This is a genomic window from Nonomuraea dietziae (genome assembly GCF_014195505.1).
GTDB classification, from domain to species: domain Bacteria; phylum Actinomycetota; class Actinomycetes; order Streptosporangiales; family Streptosporangiaceae; genus Nonomuraea; species Nonomuraea roseola.
In genome coordinates, this window is sequence record NZ_JACIBV010000001.1 from 1,590,468 (window position 1) to 1,612,250 (window position 21,783).

A 21,783-nucleotide genomic window follows, 5' to 3' on the forward strand; every position below is an offset into this window, starting at 1 on the left:
ACATGATCGGCATGACCGTCGGCATGATCCTTCCCTGGCCCGTCATCGGCGCGGTCATCGGCATCTGCCTCCTGCTCGCCGTCGCCGCCTCGCTCGTCCCGGCCAGAGCCGCGCTCCGGCCGGCCGATCCGGCCCGACCTTCGCCCCTCGCCGACGTCGAGATCCCTGCAGGTCAGCCTGACGGATTCAGGGGATTGCCCGGCGAGTAGTCGCCGAGGCTGGTGAGCAGCTTGCGCAGCAGACCGGCGAGATCTTCCTGGTCACGGCCGCTGAGTTCGCTGAGAAGCTTCGCCTCCAGGTCGACATGGTGGACGACGACCCGGTCGATCAGCTCCCTGCCGCCCTCGGTCAACGAGATCAACACGCTGCGCCGATTGAGGGGATCGACCTCGCGGGTCACCAGCTTCCTGGCGACGAGCCGGTCGATCCGGTTGGTGATCGCTCCGGACGTGACCATCGACGACTCGACCAACTGCCCCGCGGTGAGCTGATACGGGGGCCCTGACCTGCGCAGCGTCCCCAGGATGTCGAACTCCCACAGCTGCAGGTCGTGCGTGGCGAAGTGGTCGCGAAGCTCGCGTTCGAGCAGTCGGCAGGCGCGCTGGATCCGGGCCACCACGCCCATCGGCGTGGGGTCGATGTCGGGCCGCTCGGTCCGCCACTGGTCCATCCGCCAGTCGACGTTGTCCTCCACGGGCCTGCCGCCTCCAGAACGTCTCAACGTGAAACTGTTTGACGCCATGCTAACAGACGGCTACATTCGCCAACGTTAAACATTTCAATGTTAAGGAGATGGGATGACGCAGGCTCTGAGCCGGTCCGACGTGGGCAGCGCGCCCCCGCCCGGCGGCACCCTGGGAATGACCGCGCTGACCGCGCTCGCTCCGGCCAGCTGGGGCACCACATACCTGGTCACCACCGAGTTCCTCCCGACCGGCTACCCGTTGGTGTCCGGTGTGATCCGCGCGCTGCCGGCCGGGCTGATCCTGCTCGCCGTCACGCGCAGGCTGCCACACGGCACGTGGCTGTGGCGCTCGCTGCTGCTCGGCACACTCAACATCGGCGCGCTCTTCGCGCTGCTGTTCGTCGCCGCCTATCGACTGCCGGGCGGCATCGCGGCGACCCTCACCGCCGTCCAGCCGTTGCTCGTCGTCGGCCTGGCGTTCCTGCTGCTCGGCGAGAAGCCCACACGCTGGCGGCTCGGCTGGGGCCTGGTCGGCGTGGTGGGCGTCGGGTTGATCGTGCTGCGCGGCCGGCTCTCCTTCGACCTGCTCGGCATCCTGGCCGGCATCGCGGCCGCCGGCGTGATGGCCGGCGGGATCGTCCTGACCAAACGCTGGGGGCGTCCTGAGGGCGCCGGCGCGGCGACCATCGCCGGCTGGCAGCTCACCGCCGGCGGTCTCGTGCTCGTTCCGCTCGCCCTCGCCTTCGAGGGGCTTCCGTCCGGACTGGATCTTCGGGCGGTCGGCGGCTACGCGTGGCTGTCCGTCGTAGGCGCCCTGCTTTCCTTCCTGGTCTGGTTCCACGGCATCGGCCGGCTGCCCGTGGTCGCCGTGTCGTTCCTCGCCCTGCTCTCGCCCATGGTCGCCACGGTCCTGGGCTGGCTGTTCCTCGGGGAAGCCCTCACGGCATGGCAGGGCGTCGGGTTCGTGCTCGCGCTGGCCGCGATCGCCGCCGCGCAGCTGACCCCCGAGGTCGTCCGCAACCTGGTCCGTTTCCCCGCCACCACCGAAGGAGAATGAGCGTGTCGCGCACCGTGCTGATCACCGGAGCCACCGGAACCGTGTCCACCGCGCTGATGAATGCGCTGGAAGGGGCCGATGTGCGCCTTCGTGCGCTCGTCCGCGACAAGTCCGGAGCGGACGGCCCGCGCGAGCGGGGCGCCGAGGTCGTCGTCGGCGACCTCGATGAGCCCCGCTCCCTGCCGCCCGCCTTCGAGGGCGTGCAGGACGTGTGGCTGCTCACCCCGAACAGCCCGCGCGCCCCTGAGAACAACATGAACGCCGTGTGGGCCGCACGCCAGGCCGGCGTGGAGCGCATCGTGCGCCTGTCCGCCGTCGGCGCCGCGCATGACGCGCCGAACCGCAGCGGCAGGCTGCACGCGCTGTCCGACAGGGAAACCGAACGGTGCGGCATGCGCTGGACGATCCTGCGTCCGCTCTGGTTCATGCAGAACCTGCTGAACGAGGCGGGCGACATCGCCGCCACCGGCTCGTTCTCGCTGAACATGGCCTCGGCGCGGCTCAGCATGATCGACGTGCGCGACATCGCCGCGTGCGCCGCCCGCGTGCTCCTCGACGACCCGGATCGCCACCACGGCCGGACGTACACCCTCACAGGTCCGCGCTCGCTGACGTTCGACGAGGTCGCCGGCCAGTTGGGCCTCGCTCTCGGCAGGCCCGTCACGTATCTGCCGGTCAGCGACGACGCCAAGCGCCGGACACTGCTCGGCTACGGCGTTCCGCGATGGATCGTCGACATGGTCGAGGAGTACGCGCAGGCGTACGTCTCCGGCTGGGGGGACTTCACCACCGACACGGTCGCCGACCTTCTCGGCCGCCCCCCGCGCGACATCGCCGACTTCGCCCGCGACCACGCCGCGGCGTTCACCTCGGCCGACGGCCGCTGACCCGCGCATCGGCGACGGTGTGAGCGGGCCGTCCCGGAGCCGATTCACGGAAGGAATTGAATGTTCATGCGCCAACGTGCATACTTCTGCACATGTCCAAAGTGCTCACCTCCCTGCCAGTCGGCACACGTGTCGGGATCGCCTTCTCCGGAGGCCTCGACACCTCGGTAGCGGTCGCGTGGATGCGGGAGAAGGGTGCCGTGCCGTGCACCTACACCGCTGACATCGGCCAGTACGACGAGCCGGACGTCGCATCGGTGCCCGGACGCGCCACGGCGTACGGCGCGGAGGTCGCCCGGCTGGTCGACTGCCGGGCGGCCCTCGTGGAGGAGGGGCTGGCGGCCCTCGCGTGCGGGGCGTTCCACATCCGGTCCGGTGGCCGCGTGTACTTCAACACCACGCCGCTGGCGCGGGCCGTCACGGGAACCTTGCTGGTGCGCGCGATGCTCGAGGACGACGTCCAGGTCTGGGGTGACGGCTCCACCTTCAAGGGCAACGACATCGAGCGGTTCTACCGGTACGGCCTGCTGGCCAACCCGTCCCTGCGGATCTACAAGCCGTGGCTGGACGCGGACTTCGTCAGCGAGCTCGGCGGCCGCAAGGAGATGTCGGAGTGGCTGCTCGAGCGCGGCCTGCCCTATCGCGACAGCGTGGAGAAGGCCTACTCCACCGACGCGAACATCTGGGGCGCGACCCACGAGGCCAAGGCGCTCGAGCACCTCGACGCGGGCATCGAGACCGTCGAGCCGATCATGGGCGTGCGGTTCTGGGACGAAGCCACGCAGATCGCCGCCGAGGACGTCACGATCGGCTTCGAGCAGGGACGCCCGGTGACGATCAACGGCAAGGGATTCGCCTCCGACGTCGACCTGGTGCTAGAGGCCAACGCCATCGGCGGCCGGCACGGCATGGGCATGTCCGACCAGATCGAGAACCGGGTCATCGAGGCCAAGAGCCGGGGCGTCTACGAGGCGCCCGGGATGGCGTTGCTGCACGTGGCGTACGAGCGGCTGGTCAACGCCATCCACAACGAGGAGACCCTCTCGATCTACTACAGCGAGGGACGGCGGCTGGGCAGGCTCCTTTACGAGGGCCGCTGGCTCGACCCGCAGGCGCTGATGCTGCGCGAGTCGCTGCAACGCTGGATCGGGACGGCGGTCACCGGCGAGGTGACCCTCCGCCTGCGCCGCGGCGAGGACTACTCCATCCTGAACACGTCAGGGCCCGCGTTCAGCTACCACCCGGACAAGCTCTCCATGGAGCGGACCGAGGATTCCGCCTTCGGGCCGGTCGACCGCATCGGCCAGCTGACCATGCGCAATCTCGACATCGCCGACTCCCGCGCCAAGCTCGAGCTGTACGCCGGACTCGGCATGGTCGGCACCCCGCACCCGGCGCTGATCGGTGCCGCCCCGACGACCAGCCTGGTCGGCGTGCTGCCCGAAGGCGGGGCCGAGGCGATCGCGTCCCGCGGGGAGAACCCTGACCACGACGAGCTGCTCGACCAGGCCGCGATGGAGTTCGGGACCGACTGACGGCACCGGGCTCGGCCGCCGATCGATTCGGCCAAGAGCCCGGCATGACGGCGACCAGGCCGGGCGCGCCGCCGCACGCGCGAGCGCCTCGGCGTGGCGCCGCCGGCCACCGCGCCGGCTTGCGTTCGAGCGCGCTCGAAGCCATAGCGTCGCCGCCATGACGACACAGACCTGGATGGGGATCCGCGTGATGACCGTCAAGCGGTGCCTACCGGCGTGGCCCGGACGATTCGAGCGGTGGGCCGAGATGGCCCGCAGCGCCGACTTCGAGGGCGTGCCGGCCTCGGCCCGGCCGATTTAGGCTGGCAGGCATGGCCACCGAAGATCTGATGACCAGGGCGCTCGACATGCTGGGAGACGACGGTCCGCTGTCGGTCGAGGCGATCCACCGCCTCACCGAGCCGGCCGACGTGCCCGAGTCGATGGTGATCGCCGAGGTCGCCGAGCTCCTCGACGTCTCGCCCCACACGCTGCGCTACTACGAGCGGGCCGGGCTGGTCGAGGTGGCCCGCGACGGCAACGGCCATCGCGTCTACGACGCCCAAGCGGTGCGGCGCCTGGTGTTCATCACCAGGATGCGGCTGTCCGGTATGGCGATGCGCGACCTGCAGCACTACGTCTCGCTCGTCGACGCGGGCGAGCACACCGAGCCCGAGCGGCTCGACATGCTGCTCGAACAGCGCGACACCATCCGCCGCCGACTCCGCGAGCTGACCCTTTCCCTCTCGGCGGTCGAGTACAAGATCGCCACGTACGGGGGCTCGACCGGACCGGACGTCCAGGCGTCCGGCTCCGGAACCGGCACCGGCCGTACGGCGGCGCCGCACGAGCCGTAGCGACGGGCAGAGTGAGGGACACCGCTCGGTGTCGCGCCTGCCACGGCAAGGCAGCCGACGGCACCCCTAGGCGGGTGGCTCCAGCCAGACGTAGCCGGCGGCGGCCACCAGCGAGACGAGCACGAGGGCGGCTCCGCCCGCCACCTTCTGCCATCGCGGCCGCTCCACCGAAGGGTCGCGGGCGAAGACCTGCTCCCTGACCAGGACGGCGTGGCAGGTCCCGCCGAACCACAGGCTGATCAACGCCAGCATCGGGATGATGTCCAGCTTGTTCAGCCCGTCGTCGTCGGTGAACGGCATCACCAGGAAGATGGCGCCCAACCCGAGGTAGGCCAGGGCCCACAGGCCCAGTCCGAGCGAGCGCCGCGTGACGGCGGCGTACACGAACGCCCACGGTGTGCCGTATCCGCAGCTCAGCAGCGGGATGGCCGCCCACACCCAGCTGCCCCACACCGGGCCGCCTCCCGGGGCTTGGGCCTGAGGACGCGGCGGGGTGACACCGAGGTCGGGGCCGGGGTCGGAGTCGGGGTCGGGGTCGGGGTCGGGGTCGCCGTTGAGGATGCGCATCTCCAGCGCGCGCATGGCGGGGCCAGGCTCGATGCCCAGTTCGTCGACGAGCACCTTACGCGTCTCCTGGTAGACCGCGAGCGCCTCGACCTGGCGGCCCGAGCGGTACAGGGCGAGCATCAGCTGCGCGCGCAGCCGCTCGCGCAGCGGGTACTCCTGGACCAGGCCGCGCAGCTCGGCGACGGCCTCCGCGTCGCGGCCCAGCGCGAGGTCGGCCTCGACGGCGTCCTCTGCGGCGGCGGCCCGCCGCTCCTCCAGGCGCAGGGCGGTCGCCGCGATCGGGTCGACATGCTCGACGTCGGCCAAGGCCCTGCCCCGCCACAGGGCGAGCGCCTGGCGCAGGAACACACCGGCCATCACCGGATCGCCACAGCCGCGGGCGGCGGTGAGGAGCTCCTCGAAACGGCCGGCGTCGAGCTCTCCAGGTCCGATCGTCAGGGCGTAGCCGTGCGGCCCCCTGACGATCCTGCCGGCGTCGCCCAGAAGCTTGCGGAGCTGCGACACGTACACGCGTAGGTTGTCCCCCGCCGATTTGGGGGGTTCCTCGCCCCAGAGGACGTCGACGAGGCGATCGGTGGAGACCGGCTCGTTGGGGTGGCACAGCAGCACGGCCAGCAGGAGGCGCGGCTTGCCTGCGGGAACCCGAAGCTCGATCCCGTTCTTGGTGATGCCGAGCGGACCGAGGATGCGGAATTCCATGCCCTGTTTTCCGTGGGGGAAAATGCCCTGGTGGACAGCCCTTTATACGGTCCGTTATACGGCCCGCGCAACCCTCTGCTCCTACGTTTGCGCCCAACGACGACAACTCCCGAAAGAGGTTTCGTGATGAAGCGCACGCAGGTGCTGGTTGCCACGCTCGCCACCGGTCTGATGTTCACAGCGCTCCCCGCCGCGGCCATGGCGGAGCGGGTGGATGACAGGGCGGTGTTCGCCCTGACTCAGCTCTCCGGCCCCAAGGTCGGAAAGCTCGTCGTCGGTTACGCCGTCGTCTCCGTGAAGGACCTGGAGGACACCGCGACCGTGGAGAAGGCGACCAAGGCGGTCAAGGCCCGCGTTCCGTTCAGGAAGAGCTTCAGGGTGAAGCAGAACACCTGCGCGATCGTGGCCGTGGCCGAAGGCAGGAAGGGAGCCAGGCTCCGTCTGAGCGTCACCGTCGGCGGGGCCGTGGTCAGCGCCAAGAAGGGCAAGGCGCCCTACGACGTCTACTGCAACGTCTAGTACTCCGGTGACGATTTGAGATCATGATCGGGGTCTGCGCTGGTAGTGGCAGCGTCGGGCGGTCGCCAGGCGGCGGCGCCAGCCGGCCAGCGCAGCATCTCCTCGGACGCGCCCGCACGGGTCAGCGCCCCGCTCCCGGGCCCCGGCCATCACACCGGGCACGGGGGCGAGGTGTCCGAAAGCTGACGGGCTATGGAAACGGGCGGGGATCGAGCTGATAATCCACGCGTACGGCGATGCAAACCCCCGCCTCACCTCGCCCCAAGGCACCCGGACACGTCATGACGGCTACGTCGAAAGGCAGAAGATGCGTTCGTCGAAACGTGCTGCGGCGGTGCTGTCCGCCGCAGCCCTGCTGTTCCTCCCCGCCCCGCCCGCCGCGGCCAGCACGACCTTCACCTTCAGCAACCTGCACAGCGGCAAGTGCCTGGAGGTGGCGTACGCCAGCACCGCCAACCTCGCGGACGTCGGCCAGTACACGTGCCACAGCCTGAACAACCAGAAGTGGTACATACAGTCGGCCGGCGGAGGGCGGCAGACCCTGGTCAACGTCAACAGCGGGAAGTGCCTGGACGTACTCGACTGGAGCACCGCCGACTTCGCGACCGTCACCCAGGACACCTGCGACGGTGGAGCCAACCAGAAGTGGGAGCTCGTCCAGGTCGAGATCGGCCCTGGGCAGCCGAGCAACAGGATGATGCTGCGCAACCAGAACAGCGGCAAGTGCCTGGAGATCCTCAACTACAGCACCGCGGACTTCGGTGAGGCAGTCCAGTACAGCTGCTACGAGGGCGCCAACCAGGTGTGGGCATCGCCGCAGTGGTGGTGGCCCACCTGATCCCCACCACTCCCCGACCGCAGCCCGGGTGGTAACGAGAGCTGTCGGGAACCCGGCCGGCCGCTCATGAGTTCCGGTAGTGATCGTCGCCGTGCCGAGGAGGCGAGCAGTGGCATTCAGGCGAGAGGACGAACCTCCCCCCTGGCTGTCGTCCGCGGACGAGCACGGGCTGATCGGCCCGGCCGAACGCAGATGGATCGACTCCTCGATGGCCTGGTTCGTGCGCCAGTTCGGCAAGGACATCGCCCTTGGCGACGTCGCCCTGCCGACTCCGGAGTTCTTCCACTTCCTCTCCGTGCCGACGGGGGCCGAGGAGGCGCTCAACGCCCTGGTGAGCAGGGCGCGCCGGCTGATGGCCGTCGACGTGTCCGACATCAGGGTGAGGCTCTTCACCGCCGAGGAGCACACATCCGAAGCGACAACGGTCGGGCACTACGACACAGAAGACGGCCATCACGTCATCGGGATCGATCGGCGACAGCTCGCCGATCGCACCGTCCTGACGGCCATCGTGGCGCACGAACTCTGCCATGTGCGCCTCCTCGGGGAGGGGCGCATCTCGTGGGAACGGGAGGACCACGAGCGCCTGACCGACCTGCTCACGGTCTACCTCGGGTTCGGCGTCTTCACCGCGAACGCCGCGATGAGGTTCGCGCGGGCCGCGCGCGGCTGGCAGATCATGCCCAGGGGCTACCTGAGCGACGAACTGCTCAACGGCGCGTCCAGCGACTTGAGCAGCCGGCGCCTCGGCTACCTCACCCAGCAGGAGTTCGGCTACGCGCTCGCCCGCTACTGCTGGCTGCGCGGGGAGAGGCGGCCGAGCTGGGCCGCCTACCTGGGCCCCGGCGCCCGCGCCGCCCTGACGCGGGCTCTGTCCCACCTCGCTCACGACGCGGACGATCAGGAGTTCCGCAAGCCGGCCCCTGAGATTGCTTTGAACAACGGCTGGTTCCTGCCCTTCAAGTGATGCTCCGCGTAGCGCCTGGCCCATGATCTGCCCCGCACTCCTCATGGTGACTACACAGAGTGATCGAACGAACACTATTGTGTGACTTAGCGCCCTACGGCTGTAGCGCTTGATCACTCTCTCGACAAGGAACCTTCGATGAAGATCACCGTTGCCACGCTGAGCTTGGCTCTCTTCGCCCTCGTCGGCCTGGCCTCGCCTGCCCACGCGGGCTCGACCCCTGCCTACGTCTGCATGGTCGTGAACCTGGCGGAGGACGGCACGCTGGACGGCACCTACTGCCACGAGAACGACGGCGCCCCCGCCCGCGGCACGGTCAAGGGGCCGTTCGCCGTCTGGTCGCCCTTCCAGCTGACCCGCGTCATCATCTGCAGGTCAGGTCAGGCCGACACGCCTTCCCGGATCACCGCATCCGGCTGTCACCGTCTCTTCTGAGCCGTCCTTCGCGGCGCGCCACGTCCTTGTCGAGGACGCGGCGCGCCTTCTTCGTCCGGCTGAGCCGCCGGCCGAAGCCTTGGCGTCAGCTGACGACGTGGAGAACGCCTTCATGACCATGTGCGCCGCGTGCGCGGTCGGCAAGGACAAGGACTTCGGCGGGAAGGTGGTCGGCGTCCGGGCCGCCGACGTCTCCTTCGTGCTCGACGAGCTGACGGGGACACGCCCGAGGTGGAAGGGCTCGGCTCTGATCGACCCGTCCAGGATCGCGATGGCCGGCCAGTGCGTAGGAGGCGCGAGCGCCCTGGGAACGATGGCGAAGGACTCCCGGGTGCGGGCCGGGATCGACATGGACGGCTCCACGTTCGCCGCGCTGCCGTCGGGCGGGCTGTCGCGGCCGTTCCTGTTCCTGGGTTCGCAGGCGGTGCACAGCCCGGCAGGCAAGGACCCCTCGTGGGCGCGGGACTGGAGGCACCTGACCGGGTGGAAGCGCTGGCTCGTGGTGTCGGAGGCGCAGCACGCCTCCTTCACCGACATCCCGGTGCTGGCCGACCAGCTCGGCCTCGAACACGGCGCCCGGCTGTCAGGGGCCCGCGCGCTGGAGATCACCCGGCGGTACGCCGGGGCCTTCTTCGACCTGCACCTGCGCAAGAAGGCGCAGCCCCTGCTGGACAAACCGTCGAAGCGTTACCCCGAGGTCAAGCACTGCTCACCGGAGAGGAAGACCTGCGTGTAGGACCAGACGCGTCCGGGCGGCCTCGCCGGTCATGCGACTCCTCCCTGCGTCGGTCATGAAGGGTCCGCAGGCGAGCCGGCGCGCGAGACGAGGGTGATCGCTCCCGACGGGCACACGTCGAGCGCCCGGCGCGCCTTCGCCTGGTGCCCGGGGGGCGGCGACGAATCCAGCAGCATCACCCTGCCGTCGTCGAGGTCCTGGTCGAAGACCTCGGGGGCGGTCAGCGCGCACATGCCCGCCCCGATGCAGCGCTCGCGATCCACTTCGAGTTCCATCGGCTACTCCTTGTCCCACGCGACCGGGAGCCGGTGCACGCCGTAGATGTCGGAATTGGTGCGCAGCGGCACCTCTGCTGAGGATATGGCCAGCCGCAGCGTCGGGAAACGGGTGACCAGCGCGGGAAGGGCGACGCGCATCTCCACGCGGGCCAGCTGCTGGCCGAGGCACTGGTGGACGCCGTGACCGAAGCTCAGATGTCCGGTGGCCTGACGGTGCAGGTCGAGAGTGTCGGGGTCGGCGAAGCGCTCAGGGTCGCGGTTGGCCGCCTGCGCCGAGAGGGCGACGCTCTCCCCCGCTTTGATCACGTGACCGTTCAGCTCGACATCCTCCAGTGCGGCCCGTATCCCGGTGTGGGTGATGCTCAGGTAGCGCAGCAGCTCCTCGACGGCCTGGTCGGCGAGGCCCGGGTCGGCGCGCAGGGCGGCGAGCTGGCCGGGGTGGCTCAGCAGGGCGAAGGTGCCCAGCGCGAGCATGTTGGCGGTGGTGTCGAGCCCGGCGCCCAGCAGCAGAACCCCGATGTTGGTGAGCTCCTCGTCGGTGAGCTCCTCGCGCGCGAGATCGCCGAGCAGGTCGTCGGTGGGGGTGGCGCGTTTGGCCAGGACCAGCGCGTGCAGGTACTCCTGCAGCGCGACGTAGGCGGCGTACTGCTCCTCGGGGACGGCGTCGAAGTTGTTCAGCGCCAGCGCGTGACGCTGGAAGAACTCCCTGTCGGCGTAGGGAACGCCGAGCAGCTCGCAGATCATCAGCGCGGGGACGGGCTGGGCGTAGGCCTGCACCAGGTCCACAGGCGGGCCCTGCCGCTCCATGGCGTCCAGGTGCTCGGCGGTGATCTCCTCGACGCGGGCGGCGAGACTGCGCATCCTGCGGACGGTGAACTTCCCCGTGAGCAGCTTGCGGTAGCGGGTGTGCTCGGGCGGATCGACGCCGATGAACATGCCGGGCGCGGCCGGCGGCGGCCTCTCCGCCGAGATGGCCCCAGGGAACGGCGAGTGCATGAGCTCGTGCCGCGAGCTGAAGCGGGGGTCGGCCACGACCGCGCGAGCCAGGGCGTGACTGGTCACCAGCCAGCCGACGTGCCCGTCGGGGAAGACCATCCTGCTGAGTGGGTGCTGCTCGCGCAGCTGCGCCAACTCCTCGGGCGGGTCGAACGGGCAGCCGGGAGGGCGCATGGTGGGCAGCGCGGTCACGGTGTACGGGGGCTCCGTCACGTCAGCTCCTTAGTCGCGATATTACGCGTTCCGCTCCCAGCAAAAGCTATGTTGCGTTCAATAGTTGTGTCAATCCTTGAACCTCAAGTTTCGGCATCACTCCAGATGAAAGCGCTGAGGATTGCAGTGAGCTTGTCGATGAACGCAACGCGGCATTGCAATGGACTGCCTGTGAACGCAATACCGTTCGCGCAGTCGAGCGACTGGGAGTCCGTCAGCAGGCGTCGGCCCAGCAGACCCCGGCGTGGCCTCCGACGGAGCGGTCCTGATCCGCCCTGACGGGCTCATCGCGTGGCGGGCGAGCAGCCGACGCCCCGCCGACGCCCTCCGCCGCGTCCTGGCCGGACCCGCGCCCCGGAATTCCGCTCCGACCGGTCCTGCCTCAGCCGCTGGCGGCGCGCACCAGTCTGCGCAGCGTCCAGCGCATGAAGAGCTTGGCCGCCGGGCGTACCAGTGATCCGAGCGGCAGCGACAGCTCCTCGGCCCAGATGAGCCGTCCGCCACCGATCCTGAAGATTCCGACGCCACGCACCAGCCATCCAGTGTGGGCCACCGCGACCACCGTCGGGGGCTCCCACCGGGTGACGGTCATCGTGTCGAGGAAGCCCAGCCTGCCGACCCCCGTGAAGGCGGCCAGCTCGCTGCCCACTCCGCGCCCGTCGCCCGCCACGACGCGCGCCGTGGTGAGGAACATCCACTCGGGATGACGCGGCCAGTCGGTCAGCACCTCGAACAGCCGTGCCGGAGGAAGGTCGGTCTCCACGGCCACGGCCAGGCGGGTCGGCATGATCCCCAGCCTACGCCCGCGTCCCTGATCAGCCTTCCCGCCGGCCCGGCCGGCGCCGAAGGCGGCTCCGGCGGCTCGTGCACCTCGAACTCCGCGCCGAGCATGCCGACCAGGGAGGGCATGTCTGAAGCGAGTCGGCCCCCACCTCCAGCAGGCAGGAGGGGCCGCCGATGGGTGTGAGGACGCCCGCCGTGGGGCTCACGTGCGGCCGTACGAGCGAGATCGGGGCGTAGCCGGGCTCCGCCGCGCGGCTGGAGGCGCCCACGGGCGTCGCGGTCTTCCCCGCGGAGGGCGGCAAGCCCGTGCGGGCGCCGGCCGAGGAGACCGACAACATCGTGCACTGGAGCGAGTTCGACAGGGGCGGCCACTTCGCCGCGATGGAGGAGCCCTGCCGGCCGCCGACATCAGGGCCTTCTTCAGTCGAATCTGACGACCGGCTTGCTGCCGGGCTCGGCGAAGGCGAGGAGCGCGAGGGCCTCGGCCTCGATCTCCTCGCGCGGGCCTGGGCCGAACAGCGTGACCGTCACCGTGGCGGCGGTGCGCTTCCAGATGCCGCGCACGTAGCCGTCGACCAGGACGGTGCCGTGGACCTGGCCGTTGACGGTGATGACGCGCTTGCGGTGCTCGTCGGAGATGACTCTGGTGCGGTCGTCGTGGCTGAGCACGAGGTTGTCGAACGGGGCGATCAGCCGTACGGGAGCGGGGGTGTCCTCGTCGGGGCGGGGCGCGTCGGGCAGGTCGAGCAGGCCCCCGCCGAGATCGACCAGGTCCATGCGGGCCACGGACGCGCGCAGGCCGGTCAGGCCGGACCAGGCCTGCATGTCGGCGACCGTGGCGGGGCCGAAGGCGGCGAGGTAGCGGGTCAGCAGCGCCTGAGGGTCGGGCGAGGGGTCGAGGTCGCGGCCCAGCCAGGCCTCCACGGGGGTGAGGACGGCATCGCCCGCCTTGCCCCAGACCGCGCGCGGTGGCACCTGGACCATCGGCAGCAGCCAGCGCAGGATCACCGGCGGGGCGGCGGGGTCGGCGTCGGGGAAGCGCTCGGCCAGCAGCGGCGTCATGGCCTTGACCGACAGCGGACGCTCGGTGAGCAGCGCCCTGCCCTCGGCCACCACGGCCTCGTGGTCGAGCCCCTCGAGCCTCCTGGCCGTCAGCGCGCGGGTGAGCATCGGCTGGATGAGCGGCCTGATGGCCAGGCAGTCGGCGGCGCTGACCAGGTGGACGGTGCCGCGCATGAGCGTGATGCGCACCACCTCGCGGCCGAGCAGCAGGTCGGCCAGCTCCTTCGGCTCGAAGCTCTCCAGACGCGACCACAGGCCGAAGTAGGGTGCGAAGGGCGCCTGGGCCTGCAGCCCGACCAGATGCTCGATCGCCCGCAAGGGGCTCATGGCGTGGCGGCGCAGGAGCAGCTGCCTGGCGAGAGTGGCGCGGTTGAGGGCACGCTTGCTGATCACGGGTCCACCCTAGACAGGGTCGCCGACATTCCCGATGGCGGCGGCCATGCCGTCCAGCAGGTAGGTCAGCCCGTGCTCGAAAGTGAGGTCCCAGTCGTTGTCGAGGTGGCCTCCTTCAGCTCTAGGACAGGAAGCGCAGCACCGCCAAAACGCGACGGCTGTAGCCGGCCGTGTGCGACAGGCCCAGCTTGTCGAAGACCGAGTTGACGTGCTTCTCCACCGCGCTCTGCGAGATGAACAGCGCCTCGGCGACGGAGGCGTTGGTGTACCCCTGCGCCATGTGTTCCAGCACCTCGCGCTCGCGCGGCGTGAGTTTGGCCAGCGGATCGACCTGCGGGCTGCGGGCCAGCAGCTGCCGTACGACCTCGGGGTCGAAGGCGGCCCCGCCCGCGCCCACCCGCTCCAGCGCGTCGAGGAAGTCGCCGACCTGCGCCACTCTGTCCTTCAGCAGGTAGCCGACGCCGTCGACGTCGCCCGACATCAGCTCGGTGGCGTATTTCTTCTCGACGTACTGCGACAGCACCAGGACCCTGACGTGTGGCCAGCGGCGCCTGATCTCCAGCGCGGCGCGCAGCCCCTCGTCGGTGTGGGTGGGCGGCATCCGCACGTCGACCACCACGATGTCGGGCCGCTCGGCCTCCACCGCCTCGACCAGCGCCGTGCCGTCGCCGACGGCGGCGAGCACCTCGTGGCCCTCCTCGGCCAGCAGTCTGACCAGGCCCTCGCGCAGCAGCGTCGAGTCTTCGGCAAGGATCACCCGCACGGCAGCTCCGCTCTCACCACGGTCGGCCCGCCTGAGGGGCTCGACACCGCGAACACGCCGTCGAGCGCGGCGACCCTGCGGGCCAGGCCGGACAGGCCGCCTCCCGAGGGGTCGGCCCCGCCCCTGCCGTCGTCTCGCACGCTCACGACGACCATCGTCCCATCGACGGCGACCTCCACGGTGATCAGGCCCGCCTCTGCGTGCTTGGCCGCGTTCGTCACCGCCTCGCAGACCAGGAAGTACGCGGCCGTCTCCACCTCTCGCGGCGGCCGCGACGGCAGCTCGCAGCTCACCTTCACCGGTACGGCGGAGCGCTCGGCGACGGCGGCCAGCGCCTCGCCGAGGCCGAGGCTGTCCAGGCCGCTCGGGTAGGCCCGCCACGCGACCTCGCGCAGCTCGGCGAGGGCCTGCTGGGCCTCCTCGTGCGCCTGGTCGAGCAGCTCGACGCGGCCTCGTTTCGCTCTGCCGATCACCATGGCCAGCGCCACGAGGCGCTGCTGGAGCCCGTCGTGCAGGTCGCGCTCGATGCGGCGGCGTTCGGCGTCGACGGCGGCGAGCACGCCCGCGCGGGTCTGCGCGAGCTCGGCGATCCTGCGTTCGAGCGCCTCGGTGGAGTGCGGGCCGAGCGTGCGCAGGGCCAGGCGGCGCTCGAGCGCCTGCACGCCCACGATGCCGGTCAGGTCCATGAACAGCAGCACGACGCCCACGACCGTCAGGTAGACCAGGATGGGAGGGGTCATGTACATGCCGTCGAAGGACTCTCCGCGAGCCCACCTCCACGCGATGAGCAGCGCCGTGACCGCACCGATGACAAGGAGGGCGACCACCAGGCCGCCCAGCACACCCACCGGCACCCGCAGCGCCAGATACCGCAGCGCCTGGCCCCGGGAGAAGTCGCCCACCCGCACGCCCAGCCGCCGGGTCTCCAGCCGCGCCACCCGCGAGGCGTGCTCCGCCAGGCGTGGATGGGCCAGGAAAGGGAGCGCGATCAGCTCGGCCAGGGCGCTCAGCGCTCCAAGGGTGACGCTAAGAACGACCCGCATGCCTGCCCTTGCGCCGCTCGGTCAGCCGTACGCCGACGAAGACGAGGATCGCGAGCACCACGATGCCGATCACCACGTTGGTGCCGATGCCGACGTAGCCCTCGACGAGCTGCCAGTTCTCGCCGAGGTAGTAGCCCGCCATGACAAAGATGGTGTTCCAGATCGCGCTGCCGAGCGTGGTGAAGAGAAGGAACACCCAGATCGGCATGCGCTCCACCCCTGCGGGGATCGAGATCATGCTGCGGAAGATGGGGATCATCCGGCCGAAGAACACGGTCTTCACGCCGTGCTTGGCGAAGAAGGCCTCGGTCTTCTCGATGTCGGAGATTTTGATCAGCGGCAGCCGTCGCGCGATGGCCACCACCCTGTCCCTGCCCAGCAGGGCCCCGACCAGGTAGAGGGCGAGCGCTCCGACGACCGAGCCCGCGGTGGTCCACACCAGGGCCTCGACCAGTCCCATGCGGCCCTGGCCCGCGGTGAATCCGGCCAGGGGGAGGATCACTTCGCTCGGTAGCGGCGGGAAGAGATTCTCGAGCGCGATGGCCAGCCCCGCGCCAGGCGCGCCAAGGGTCTCCATCAGGCCGGTGGCCCACCCGGCGATCCCGTCGTTAGATGTCATGCCCTGAGCCTACGAGCGATCACATGATGTGCGAATGCGGTCACCTGCCGAATTCTGAGTGTGGTAAACCACAGCTACAGCGTACGGTACGCTGTACGGCTATGCGGGAACTCCTTCGGCACGCGGCCATCTTCGAACCGGGCGACCCGCCCAGGACCGGCACCATGGCCTTCCTCGACCCCGAAGGCGGCGAGCGTGTGACCATAGCCGAGCCCGAGGGGCTGCGCGAGGCGCGCGTCACCCGCGTTCCCGTCAACGAGGCAATCGCGCAGCTCAGCAGGGCTCGCGCCGACGACAACGCCCATCCTGCCACCCGATTCTGGGGCACGGTGGCGCTGCTTGCGCTCCAGCTGGTCGCCAGGGGCCGCATCAGGCCCGGCGTCACCTCGGGCGACTACGCCGCCTGGCGGGCGGGCCCGCTCGACGCCGCCGACGTGGCCAAGATGAAGGAGCTGGCCGACGCCATGCCCGCCGCGGCCAGGGCCATCCCCCTCGAAGGGGTGCTGCTGCTGCCTGACGCCGAGGGGCTGGTCCGCGCCTTCCTCGACGCCGTCGCCGACGGGATGCCGCGCTCCCCCGGCGCGCTGCGGGCCGTCGGCGTGCCCGCCTTCTCCGCCGCCAAGCCGGTGAAGGCGCCCCAGCTGCGCGAGTGGGCCGCCGACCCCGGCGTACGGCTGTCGCTGCGTGTGGAGAGCGACGGCGACGGCCACGAGAGGTTCCGCGCGGTCGTCCAGCTGCACAGCCTCTCCGACCCCACGCTGGTCGTCGACGCCGCCGACCTGTGGGAGGGCCGCGACCCCGGTCTCGGCGCGAGGGCGAAGGTCGAGGCCCTCGTCGAGCTGCGCAGGGCGGTCAGGCGATGGCCGCCGCTCGAACGGCTGCTCGACGCCGAGGTGCCCGACGAGCTGGAGCTGACCGACGAGGAGGTCTCCGCCCTGTTGTCGGGCGCGGCCGCGGGGATCGACGTGCACTGGCCGCGCGAGCTGGTGCGCGGCGTGAGCGCGCGAGCGATGATCGACGGAGAGTCCAGCGGGCTGTTCAGCTTCAACTGGCACCTGTCGCTCGGCGACGACCCGCTGACCGCCGCCGAGATGGACCGGCTGGCCGAGGCGCACCGCCCCGTCGTACGGCTGCGCGACCAGTGGGTGCTGATCGACCCCGCGATGGCCCGCAAGGCCGCCAACCGCGAGATGAAGCCGCTGACCGGCATCGAGGCCATCGGCGCCGCCCTCACGGGCACGGCGCTGGTCGAGGAGGAGGAGATCGAGGTCTCCCCCGGCCCCGTCCTCGACGAGCTGCGCGGCAGGCTGCTGGCCGAACCGGTGGAGCAGCCGCCCGCCCTGGCCGCCACGCTGCGCGACTACCAGCTGGCGGGGCTGCGCTGGCTGGCCCAGATGACCGCGCTCGGGCTCGGTGGGTGCCTGGCCGACGACATGGGGCTCGGCAAGACGATCACGCTCATCGCCCTCCATCTGCATCGCGGCGGCGGCCCCACGCTCGTCGTCTGCCCCGCCTCGCTGCTGGGCAACTGGGAGAGGGAGATCGCCAGGTTCGCACCGGGCGTGCCCGTACGGCGCTACCACGGCACCCAGCGCACCCTGCCCGAGAGCGGATTCGTGCTCACCACCTACGGCACCATGCGCGTCGACGCGGCCAAGCTGGCCGAGCACCCCTGGGACCTGGTGGTCGCCGACGAGGCCCAGCACGTCAAGAACCACCGCTCAGGCACCGCCAAGGCGCTGCGCGAGATCCCCTCTGCCGCCCGCGTCGCCCTGACCGGCACCCCCGTCGAGAACACGCTGTCGGAGCTGTGGGCGATCCTCGACTGGACCACCCCCGGCCTGCTGGGCTCGCTGGCGCGCTTCCGCGCCAGGTGGGAGCCGCAGCCCGACAAGCTCGGCCGCCTCATCGCGCCCTTCCTGCTGCGCCGCAAGAAGTCCGACCCCGGCATCGCGCCCGAGCTGCCCCCCAAGACCGAGACCGACAGGCCCGTCTCCCTCACCAGGGAGCAGACCGTGCTGTACGAGGCCACGGTGCGCGAGCTGATGTCGGCGATCTCCGACGCGGACGGCATGGCCAGGCGCGGCCTGATCGTGAAGCTGCTCACCGGGCTCAAGCAGATCTGCAACCATCCCGCCCAGTTCCTGCACGAGAAGGACCCCGCGCTGGAGGGCCGCTCGGGCAAGCTCGAACTGCTGGACGAGCTGCTCGACACCATCCTCGCCGAGGACGGCGCCGTGCTGGTCTTCACCCAGTACGTCACGATGGCCCGTCTGCTGGAGCGGCACCTGGCCGCCAGGGGCGTGGCCACCCAGTTCCTGCACGGCGGCACCCCCGTCCCCAGGCGCGAGGAGATGGTCAGGCGCTTCCAGGACGGCGAGAGCCCGGTCTTCCTGCTCTCGCTCAAGGCGGCCGGAACCGGCCTCAACCTCACCCGCGCCGACCACGTGATCCACTTCGACCGGTGGTGGAACCCCGCCGTCGAGGACCAGGCGACCGACCGCGCCTACCGCATCGGCCAGACCAAACCCGTCCAGGTGCACAGGCTGATCGCCGAGGGCACGGTCGAGGACCGCATCGCCGCGATGCTCGAGACCAAACGGTCGCTCGCCGAGGCCGTGCTCTCCAACAACTTCACCGAACTCACCGACGCGGACCTGCTCAACCTCGTGGAGCTGCGATGACCGCCGCCAAGGGCTTCCCCGCCTTCCCTCCGCAGCGCGCCGGCGCCCGCTTCGCCACCTCGTGGTGGGGCAGGGCCTGGCTCAAAGCGCTGGAGGACACCTCCCTCGACCACACGCTGCTCGCCAAGGGCCGCGCCTTCGCCAAGACAGGCCAGCTGGGCCCCATTACGGTCAGTGAGGGCCGCATCGCCGCGGTGGCCTCGGCCGAGTACTCGGCGGTGGTGCACATCAGCCCGCTGCCCGACTGGGACCGCTTCCTCGAGCAGGTCGCCGCCAAGGCGGGCCACCTGGCCGCGCTGCTCGACGGTGACATGCCGTACGACCTGGTCGAGCTGCTGCCCGGAGTGGGCGACCTCGAGCCCGACTGCGAATGCCCCGACTGGGGTCACCCCTGCAAGCACGCCGCGGCCCTGTGCTACCAGGCCTCATGGCTGCTCGACCGCGACCCGTTCCTGCTCATGCTCATGCGCGGAATGGACAAGGACGACCTGCTCGCGGCGCTCCAGCAGGCCGCCGCCCCCTCCGGCACGCCGGTCGAGGAGGCCTACGCCCACGGGGTGCCGCCGCTGCCCCGCCTGTCGTCGGCGGAGCTTCCCGCCGCCGAGCCGCTGGAGGTGGAGCCGGCGCCAGGCGTCGATCCCGCCGCGATGCGGGTGCTGGCCGCCGACGCCGCGCTGCGCGCCCGCGAGCTGCTGACCTCGGGCGCCGCCGCAGTGCTCACCGAGTACCACGACAGGGTGCGGCTGGCCGCCGTCCACGACCTCGACATCGGGCTGCCCGCCGCCGTCCAGTCCTGGCGGTACGGCGGTGCGCACGCCCTCGACACGCTGACCACCGCCTGGACCCCGCCCAAGCAGGCCGTCGCCCGCGCCGCCTGGCAGCTGCCGGGCTTCGAGGCCGCGCGCAACCGGTGGACTCTCGGCGAGGTCCAGCTCCGTTACGGCAAGGACGGCCGGTGGTATCCCTTCGTGGCCGGGGACGGCGACTGGCACCCTGCGGGACCGGCCGAGTCCGACCCCGCCGCCGCGCTGGCCGTCGCCAGGGGAGCCGACTGAGCTGCTTTTCGCGGAGGTAGACTCGAAGACACCGAGGTCTCTTCGCGCGTTGGCATTCAGGTCGGCGTCGCCCACGGCGATTCACTGCATCGGCCCCTGAGCGGGCCTGGACAGGCGACAATGACCGATTCTCCTTCTCTCGCGACGCGAGCGACGCCCTCTTCCCAGGGCTATGACGGAAGCGCACCCTTCCCCGAGCAGGACGCGCCGGCCGAGGCCGGCCCCCTGCAGATCTCCCTGACCACCGCGATCGTGGTCGCCCCCTTCCTCGCCCTGGCCGCCGGTGTCTGGCTGGCGTGGGGCAGCGGGATCTCCCTCACCGACGTGGTGCTGTTCGCGGTGCTCTACGTCGTGACGGGGCTCGGCGTCACGGTCGGCTTCCACCGGCTGCTCACCCACCGCTCCTTCGTCGCCCGCCCGTGGCTGCGCGTCACGCTGGCCGTCGCGGGCTCGATGGGCTTCCAGGGCAACGTCGTCGACTGGGTGGCCGTGCACCGCCGCCACCACGCCTTCACCGACCGACCCGGCGACCCGCACTCTCCCTACCGCTACGGCACCCACCTGCGTGGGCAGCTGCGCGGGCTGGCCCACGCCCATCTGGGCTGGATGTTCAGCGCCGACCCGACGCCCGCCGAACGCTACGCGCCCGACCTGCTCGACGACCCCGCCATGGTGCGCGTCGCGCGCGCCTTTCCCGCGCTGTGCGCGATCTCGCTGGCGCTGCCGTTCGTGGCGGGATGGGCGATCAGCGGCACCCTGTACGGCGGGCTGACCGCCTTCCTGTGGGCAGGGCTGGTCAGGGTCGCCCTGCTCCAGCACGTGACGTGGAGCGTCAACTCGCTCTGCCACATGATCGGCGACCGGCCGCACGCCACCCGTCGCCACGACCGCTCGACCAACCTGTGGCCGTTGGCCCTGCTGTCGTTCGGCGAGAGCTGGCACAACGGCCACCACAGCCAGCCCAGCTGCGCCCGCCACGGTCTCGGCCGCAACCAGATCGACCCGTCGGCCGCCCTCATCCGCCTGTTCGAGCGCCTGCGCTGGGCCGCCGACGTGCACTGGCAGAGGGAGAGCAGACGCGGGGCCGATCGCGCCGCCTAGGGATTCGCGCCCCCGGCCTCGGGGGCCCGGAGCCGGCGTCTGTCCGGGGGGTTCGGACCTCCCCGTGCGGAAATCGGGTTGCAGATCAAGATCGGGACGCGGGACGCTCCCCCGTGTGAAGATGCACGCCGACCAGCTGACGGTGTCGATCGAGATGGTGCGCACGCTGGTGGACGAGCAGTTCCCGCAGTGGCGGCGCCTGCCTGTCAGGAGCGTCACCGGCCAGGGGACGGTCAACGCCATCTTCCGCATCGGCGACCTGTTCGCGGCTCGGTTCCCTCTCCAGCCAGGGGACATCGAGTCGACGCGGCGCCGGCTGGAGTCGGAGGCGCGGGCAGCCCGTGAGCTGGTGGGCCGCACGCGCTTTCGCACGCCCGAGCCGGTCGCGCTCGGCGAGCCGGGGGCGGGCTACCCGCTTGCCTGGTCGGTGCAGACGTGGCTGCCTGGTGTCGTGGCCACCCACGAGGACCCTGGGGAGTCGGTCGCGTTCGCCCACGACCTGGCCGGCCTCATCACCGACCTGCGCGCCATCGACACGTGCGGCCGCACGTTCGCCGGAACAGGCAGGGGAGGCGACCTGGCATCCCACGACGGGTGGATGGAGACCTGCTTCAGGCACAGCGAGGCGCTCCTGGACGTCCCCCGGCTTCGCCGCGTGTGGGCCTTCATGCGGAGTCTGCCGCGCGACGCCGTCGACGTGATGAGCCACAGTGATCTGATCCCCGGCAACGTGCTCGTGTCCGCCGGGCGGGTGGCCGGGATCCTCGACGTCGGCGGCCTCGGACCGGCTGACCCCGCTCTGGATCTCGTGAGCGCCTGGCATCTGCTGGAGGCGGGGCCGCGGCAGGTGCTGCGCGAGGAGCTCGGCTGCGACGACCTCGAATGGGAGCGCGGCAAGGCGTGGGCCTTCGAGCAGGCGATGGGTGTGGTCTGGTACTACGTCGAAAGCAACCCCGGCATGAGCCGGATGGGCCGACGCACCCTGGACCGCATCCTCGCGGACTGAGCGTCGAGCCGTCCCATCCCTTCGAG

Annotated in this window: 25 protein-coding genes; 16 read left to right on the forward strand and 9 right to left on the reverse strand. The window is 70.7% G+C overall.

Annotation, left to right across the window (positions count from 1 at the left end; translation table 11 throughout):
* Nucleotides 1-2: 2 nt before the first annotated feature.
* Nucleotides 3-209, forward strand: coding sequence for a hypothetical protein (locus tag FHR33_RS07770; protein WP_183645305.1), 207 nt, complete (start codon nt 3-5; stop codon nt 207-209).
* On the opposite strand, the gene FHR33_RS07775 is transcribed toward FHR33_RS07770, so the two are convergent.
* The gene (locus tag FHR33_RS07775) at nt 173-721 is read right to left on the reverse strand and encodes a MarR family winged helix-turn-helix transcriptional regulator (protein ID WP_312895409.1); all 549 of its coding nucleotides are present in this window, start codon (nt 719-721) and stop codon (nt 173-175) included. The genes FHR33_RS07770 and FHR33_RS07775 overlap by 37 nt on opposite strands.
* Nucleotides 722-797: 76 nt before the next feature.
* Between FHR33_RS07775 and FHR33_RS07780 the strand changes: the two genes are divergently transcribed.
* From FHR33_RS07780 to FHR33_RS07800, 5 genes are all read left to right on the forward strand, one after another.
* Nucleotides 798-1,742, forward strand: a complete 945-nt coding sequence (locus FHR33_RS07780; RefSeq protein WP_183645306.1) for an EamA family transporter — start codon at nt 798-800, stop codon at nt 1,740-1,742.
* Between the two features lie 2 nt (nt 1,743-1,744).
* Nucleotides 1,745-2,629: an SDR family oxidoreductase gene (locus tag FHR33_RS07785; RefSeq protein ID WP_183645307.1), complete on the forward strand. Its 885-nt coding sequence runs from the start codon at nt 1,745-1,747 to the stop codon at nt 2,627-2,629.
* Between the two features lie 92 nt (nt 2,630-2,721).
* Nucleotides 2,722-4,164, forward strand: coding sequence for an argininosuccinate synthase (argG, locus tag FHR33_RS07790; protein WP_183645308.1), 1,443 nt, complete (start codon nt 2,722-2,724; stop codon nt 4,162-4,164).
* A gap of 157 nt (nt 4,165-4,321) precedes the next feature.
* Nucleotides 4,322-4,465, forward strand: coding sequence for a hypothetical protein (locus FHR33_RS07795; protein WP_183645309.1), 144 nt, complete (start codon nt 4,322-4,324; stop codon nt 4,463-4,465).
* A 10-nt stretch (nt 4,466-4,475) separates the two neighbouring features.
* On the forward strand, nt 4,476-5,000 hold the full coding sequence (locus FHR33_RS07800; RefSeq protein ID WP_183645310.1) for a MerR family transcriptional regulator: 525 nt from the start codon (nt 4,476-4,478) through the stop codon (nt 4,998-5,000).
* A gap of 66 nt (nt 5,001-5,066) precedes the next feature.
* Here the strand turns inward: FHR33_RS07800 and FHR33_RS07805 are convergent, their stop codons facing one another.
* Nucleotides 5,067-6,266: an AfsR/SARP family transcriptional regulator gene (locus FHR33_RS07805; RefSeq protein ID WP_183645311.1), complete on the reverse strand. Its 1,200-nt coding sequence runs from the start codon at nt 6,264-6,266 to the stop codon at nt 5,067-5,069.
* A gap of 126 nt (nt 6,267-6,392) precedes the next feature.
* Between FHR33_RS07805 and FHR33_RS07810 the strand changes: the two genes are divergently transcribed.
* The 5 genes from FHR33_RS07810 to FHR33_RS07830 all read left to right on the forward strand — a co-directional run bounded on the left by FHR33_RS07810 (nt 6,393) and on the right by FHR33_RS07830 (nt 9,761).
* Complete coding sequence (locus FHR33_RS07810; RefSeq protein WP_183645312.1) at nt 6,393-6,785, forward strand: hypothetical protein; 393 nt, start codon at nt 6,393-6,395, stop codon at nt 6,783-6,785.
* Between the two features lie 307 nt (nt 6,786-7,092).
* Nucleotides 7,093-7,623 (forward strand): RICIN domain-containing protein, encoded by a 531-nt coding sequence (locus FHR33_RS07815; protein WP_183645313.1) that lies wholly within the window; start codon nt 7,093-7,095, stop codon nt 7,621-7,623.
* Between the two features lie 109 nt (nt 7,624-7,732).
* On the forward strand, nt 7,733-8,590 hold the full coding sequence (locus FHR33_RS07820; protein ID WP_183645314.1) for a hypothetical protein: 858 nt from the start codon (nt 7,733-7,735) through the stop codon (nt 8,588-8,590).
* 138 nt (nt 8,591-8,728) lie between these two features.
* Entirely contained in the window at nt 8,729-9,025 is a 297-nt protein-coding gene (locus FHR33_RS07825; protein WP_183645315.1) for a hypothetical protein, read from the forward strand.
* A 97-nt stretch (nt 9,026-9,122) separates the two neighbouring features.
* Nucleotides 9,123-9,761 carry an alpha/beta hydrolase gene (locus FHR33_RS07830; RefSeq protein WP_183645316.1) on the forward strand — a complete coding sequence of 213 codons (639 nt, stop codon included), beginning with the start codon at nt 9,123-9,125 and terminating at the stop codon, nt 9,759-9,761.
* Between the two features lie 53 nt (nt 9,762-9,814).
* Here FHR33_RS07830 and FHR33_RS07835 read toward each other — a convergent pair whose 3' ends face one another.
* Both FHR33_RS07835 and FHR33_RS07840 read right to left on the reverse strand, forming a co-directional pair.
* Entirely contained in the window at nt 9,815-10,036 is a 222-nt protein-coding gene (locus tag FHR33_RS07835; protein ID WP_183645317.1) for a ferredoxin, read from the reverse strand.
* A 3-nt stretch (nt 10,037-10,039) separates the two neighbouring features.
* The gene (locus FHR33_RS07840) at nt 10,040-11,248 is read right to left on the reverse strand and encodes a cytochrome P450 (RefSeq protein ID WP_312895410.1); all 1,209 of its coding nucleotides are present in this window, start codon (nt 11,246-11,248) and stop codon (nt 10,040-10,042) included.
* Nucleotides 11,249-11,492: 244 nt separating this feature from the next.
* Between FHR33_RS07840 and FHR33_RS53195 the strand changes: the two genes are divergently transcribed.
* Nucleotides 11,493-11,705, forward strand: coding sequence for an aromatic-ring hydroxylase C-terminal domain-containing protein (locus FHR33_RS53195; RefSeq protein ID WP_350655376.1), 213 nt, complete (start codon nt 11,493-11,495; stop codon nt 11,703-11,705).
* Here the strand turns inward: FHR33_RS53195 and FHR33_RS07845 are convergent.
* From FHR33_RS07845 to FHR33_RS07865, 5 genes are all read right to left on the reverse strand, one after another.
* Nucleotides 11,631-12,035 carry an SRPBCC family protein gene (locus FHR33_RS07845; protein ID WP_221240996.1) on the reverse strand — a complete coding sequence of 135 codons (405 nt, stop codon included), beginning with the start codon at nt 12,033-12,035 and terminating at the stop codon, nt 11,631-11,633. The two genes, FHR33_RS53195 and FHR33_RS07845, sit on opposite strands and share 75 nt — an antisense overlap.
* Before the next feature lie 416 nt (nt 12,036-12,451).
* Nucleotides 12,452-13,486 (reverse strand): winged helix DNA-binding domain-containing protein, encoded by a 1,035-nt coding sequence (locus FHR33_RS07850; RefSeq protein ID WP_312895411.1) that lies wholly within the window; start codon nt 13,484-13,486, stop codon nt 12,452-12,454.
* Nucleotides 13,487-13,607: 121 nt separating this feature from the next.
* Nucleotides 13,608-14,249, reverse strand: coding sequence for a response regulator (locus FHR33_RS07855; protein WP_183645318.1), 642 nt, complete (start codon nt 14,247-14,249; stop codon nt 13,608-13,610).
* Entirely contained in the window at nt 14,240-15,292 is a 1,053-nt protein-coding gene (locus tag FHR33_RS07860; RefSeq protein ID WP_183645319.1) for a sensor histidine kinase, read from the reverse strand. Before FHR33_RS07860 ends, FHR33_RS07855 begins: the two co-directional genes overlap by 10 nt.
* Nucleotides 15,276-15,911, reverse strand: a complete 636-nt coding sequence (locus tag FHR33_RS07865; RefSeq protein WP_221240997.1) for a DedA family protein — start codon at nt 15,909-15,911, stop codon at nt 15,276-15,278. Before FHR33_RS07865 ends, FHR33_RS07860 begins: the two co-directional genes overlap by 17 nt.
* Before the next feature lie 101 nt (nt 15,912-16,012).
* Here FHR33_RS07865 and FHR33_RS07870 point away from each other — a divergent pair, with 101 nt between their 5' ends.
* The 4 genes from FHR33_RS07870 to FHR33_RS07885 all read left to right on the forward strand — a co-directional run bounded on the left by FHR33_RS07870 (nt 16,013) and on the right by FHR33_RS07885 (nt 21,757).
* Entirely contained in the window at nt 16,013-18,595 is a 2,583-nt protein-coding gene (locus tag FHR33_RS07870; protein ID WP_183645320.1) for an SCO1167/SCO6262 family helicase, read from the forward strand.
* Complete coding sequence (locus FHR33_RS07875) at nt 18,592-19,650, forward strand: SWIM zinc finger family protein (protein ID WP_183645321.1); 1,059 nt, start codon at nt 18,592-18,594, stop codon at nt 19,648-19,650. Before FHR33_RS07870 ends, FHR33_RS07875 begins: the two co-directional genes overlap by 4 nt.
* 120 nt (nt 19,651-19,770) lie before the next feature.
* The gene (locus FHR33_RS07880) at nt 19,771-20,751 is read left to right on the forward strand and encodes an acyl-CoA desaturase (protein WP_183645322.1); all 981 of its coding nucleotides are present in this window, start codon (nt 19,771-19,773) and stop codon (nt 20,749-20,751) included.
* A 121-nt stretch (nt 20,752-20,872) separates the two neighbouring features.
* On the forward strand, nt 20,873-21,757 hold the full coding sequence (locus FHR33_RS07885; protein ID WP_183659940.1) for an aminoglycoside phosphotransferase family protein: 885 nt from the start codon (nt 20,873-20,875) through the stop codon (nt 21,755-21,757).
* The last annotated feature ends 26 nt before the right edge of the window (nt 21,758-21,783 follow it).

Coding starts and splice junctions, on each gene's coding strand:
- FHR33_RS07770 (WP_183645305.1), top strand. CDS start 3: ATGATCGGCATGACCGTCGGCATGATCCTTCCCTGGCCCGTCATCGGC.
- FHR33_RS07780 (WP_183645306.1), top strand. CDS start 798: ATGACGCAGGCTCTGAGCCGGTCCGACGTGGGCAGCGCGCCCCCGCCC.
- argG (WP_183645308.1), top strand. CDS start 2,722: ATGTCCAAAGTGCTCACCTCCCTGCCAGTCGGCACACGTGTCGGGATC.
- FHR33_RS07795 (WP_183645309.1), top strand. CDS start 4,322: ATGACGACACAGACCTGGATGGGGATCCGCGTGATGACCGTCAAGCGG.
- FHR33_RS07800 (WP_183645310.1), top strand. CDS start 4,476: ATGGCCACCGAAGATCTGATGACCAGGGCGCTCGACATGCTGGGAGAC.
- FHR33_RS07805 (WP_183645311.1), bottom strand. CDS start 6,266: ATGGAATTCCGCATCCTCGGTCCGCTCGGCATCACCAAGAACGGGATC.
- FHR33_RS07810 (WP_183645312.1), top strand. CDS start 6,393: ATGAAGCGCACGCAGGTGCTGGTTGCCACGCTCGCCACCGGTCTGATG.
- FHR33_RS07815 (WP_183645313.1), top strand. CDS start 7,093: ATGCGTTCGTCGAAACGTGCTGCGGCGGTGCTGTCCGCCGCAGCCCTG.
- FHR33_RS07825 (WP_183645315.1), top strand. CDS start 8,729: ATGAAGATCACCGTTGCCACGCTGAGCTTGGCTCTCTTCGCCCTCGTC.
- FHR33_RS07835 (WP_183645317.1), bottom strand. CDS start 10,036: ATGGAACTCGAAGTGGATCGCGAGCGCTGCATCGGGGCGGGCATGTGC.
- FHR33_RS07845 (WP_221240996.1), bottom strand. CDS start 12,035: ATGCCGACCCGCCTGGCCGTGGCCGTGGAGACCGACCTTCCTCCGGCA.
- FHR33_RS07860 (WP_183645319.1), bottom strand. CDS start 15,292: ATGCGGGTCGTTCTTAGCGTCACCCTTGGAGCGCTGAGCGCCCTGGCC.
- FHR33_RS07865 (WP_221240997.1), bottom strand. CDS start 15,911: ATGACATCTAACGACGGGATCGCCGGGTGGGCCACCGGCCTGATGGAG.
- FHR33_RS07870 (WP_183645320.1), top strand. CDS start 16,013: ATGCGGGAACTCCTTCGGCACGCGGCCATCTTCGAACCGGGCGACCCG.
- FHR33_RS07875 (WP_183645321.1), top strand. CDS start 18,592: ATGACCGCCGCCAAGGGCTTCCCCGCCTTCCCTCCGCAGCGCGCCGGC.
- FHR33_RS07880 (WP_183645322.1), top strand. CDS start 19,771: ATGACCGATTCTCCTTCTCTCGCGACGCGAGCGACGCCCTCTTCCCAG.
- FHR33_RS07885 (WP_183659940.1), top strand. CDS start 20,873: ATGCACGCCGACCAGCTGACGGTGTCGATCGAGATGGTGCGCACGCTG.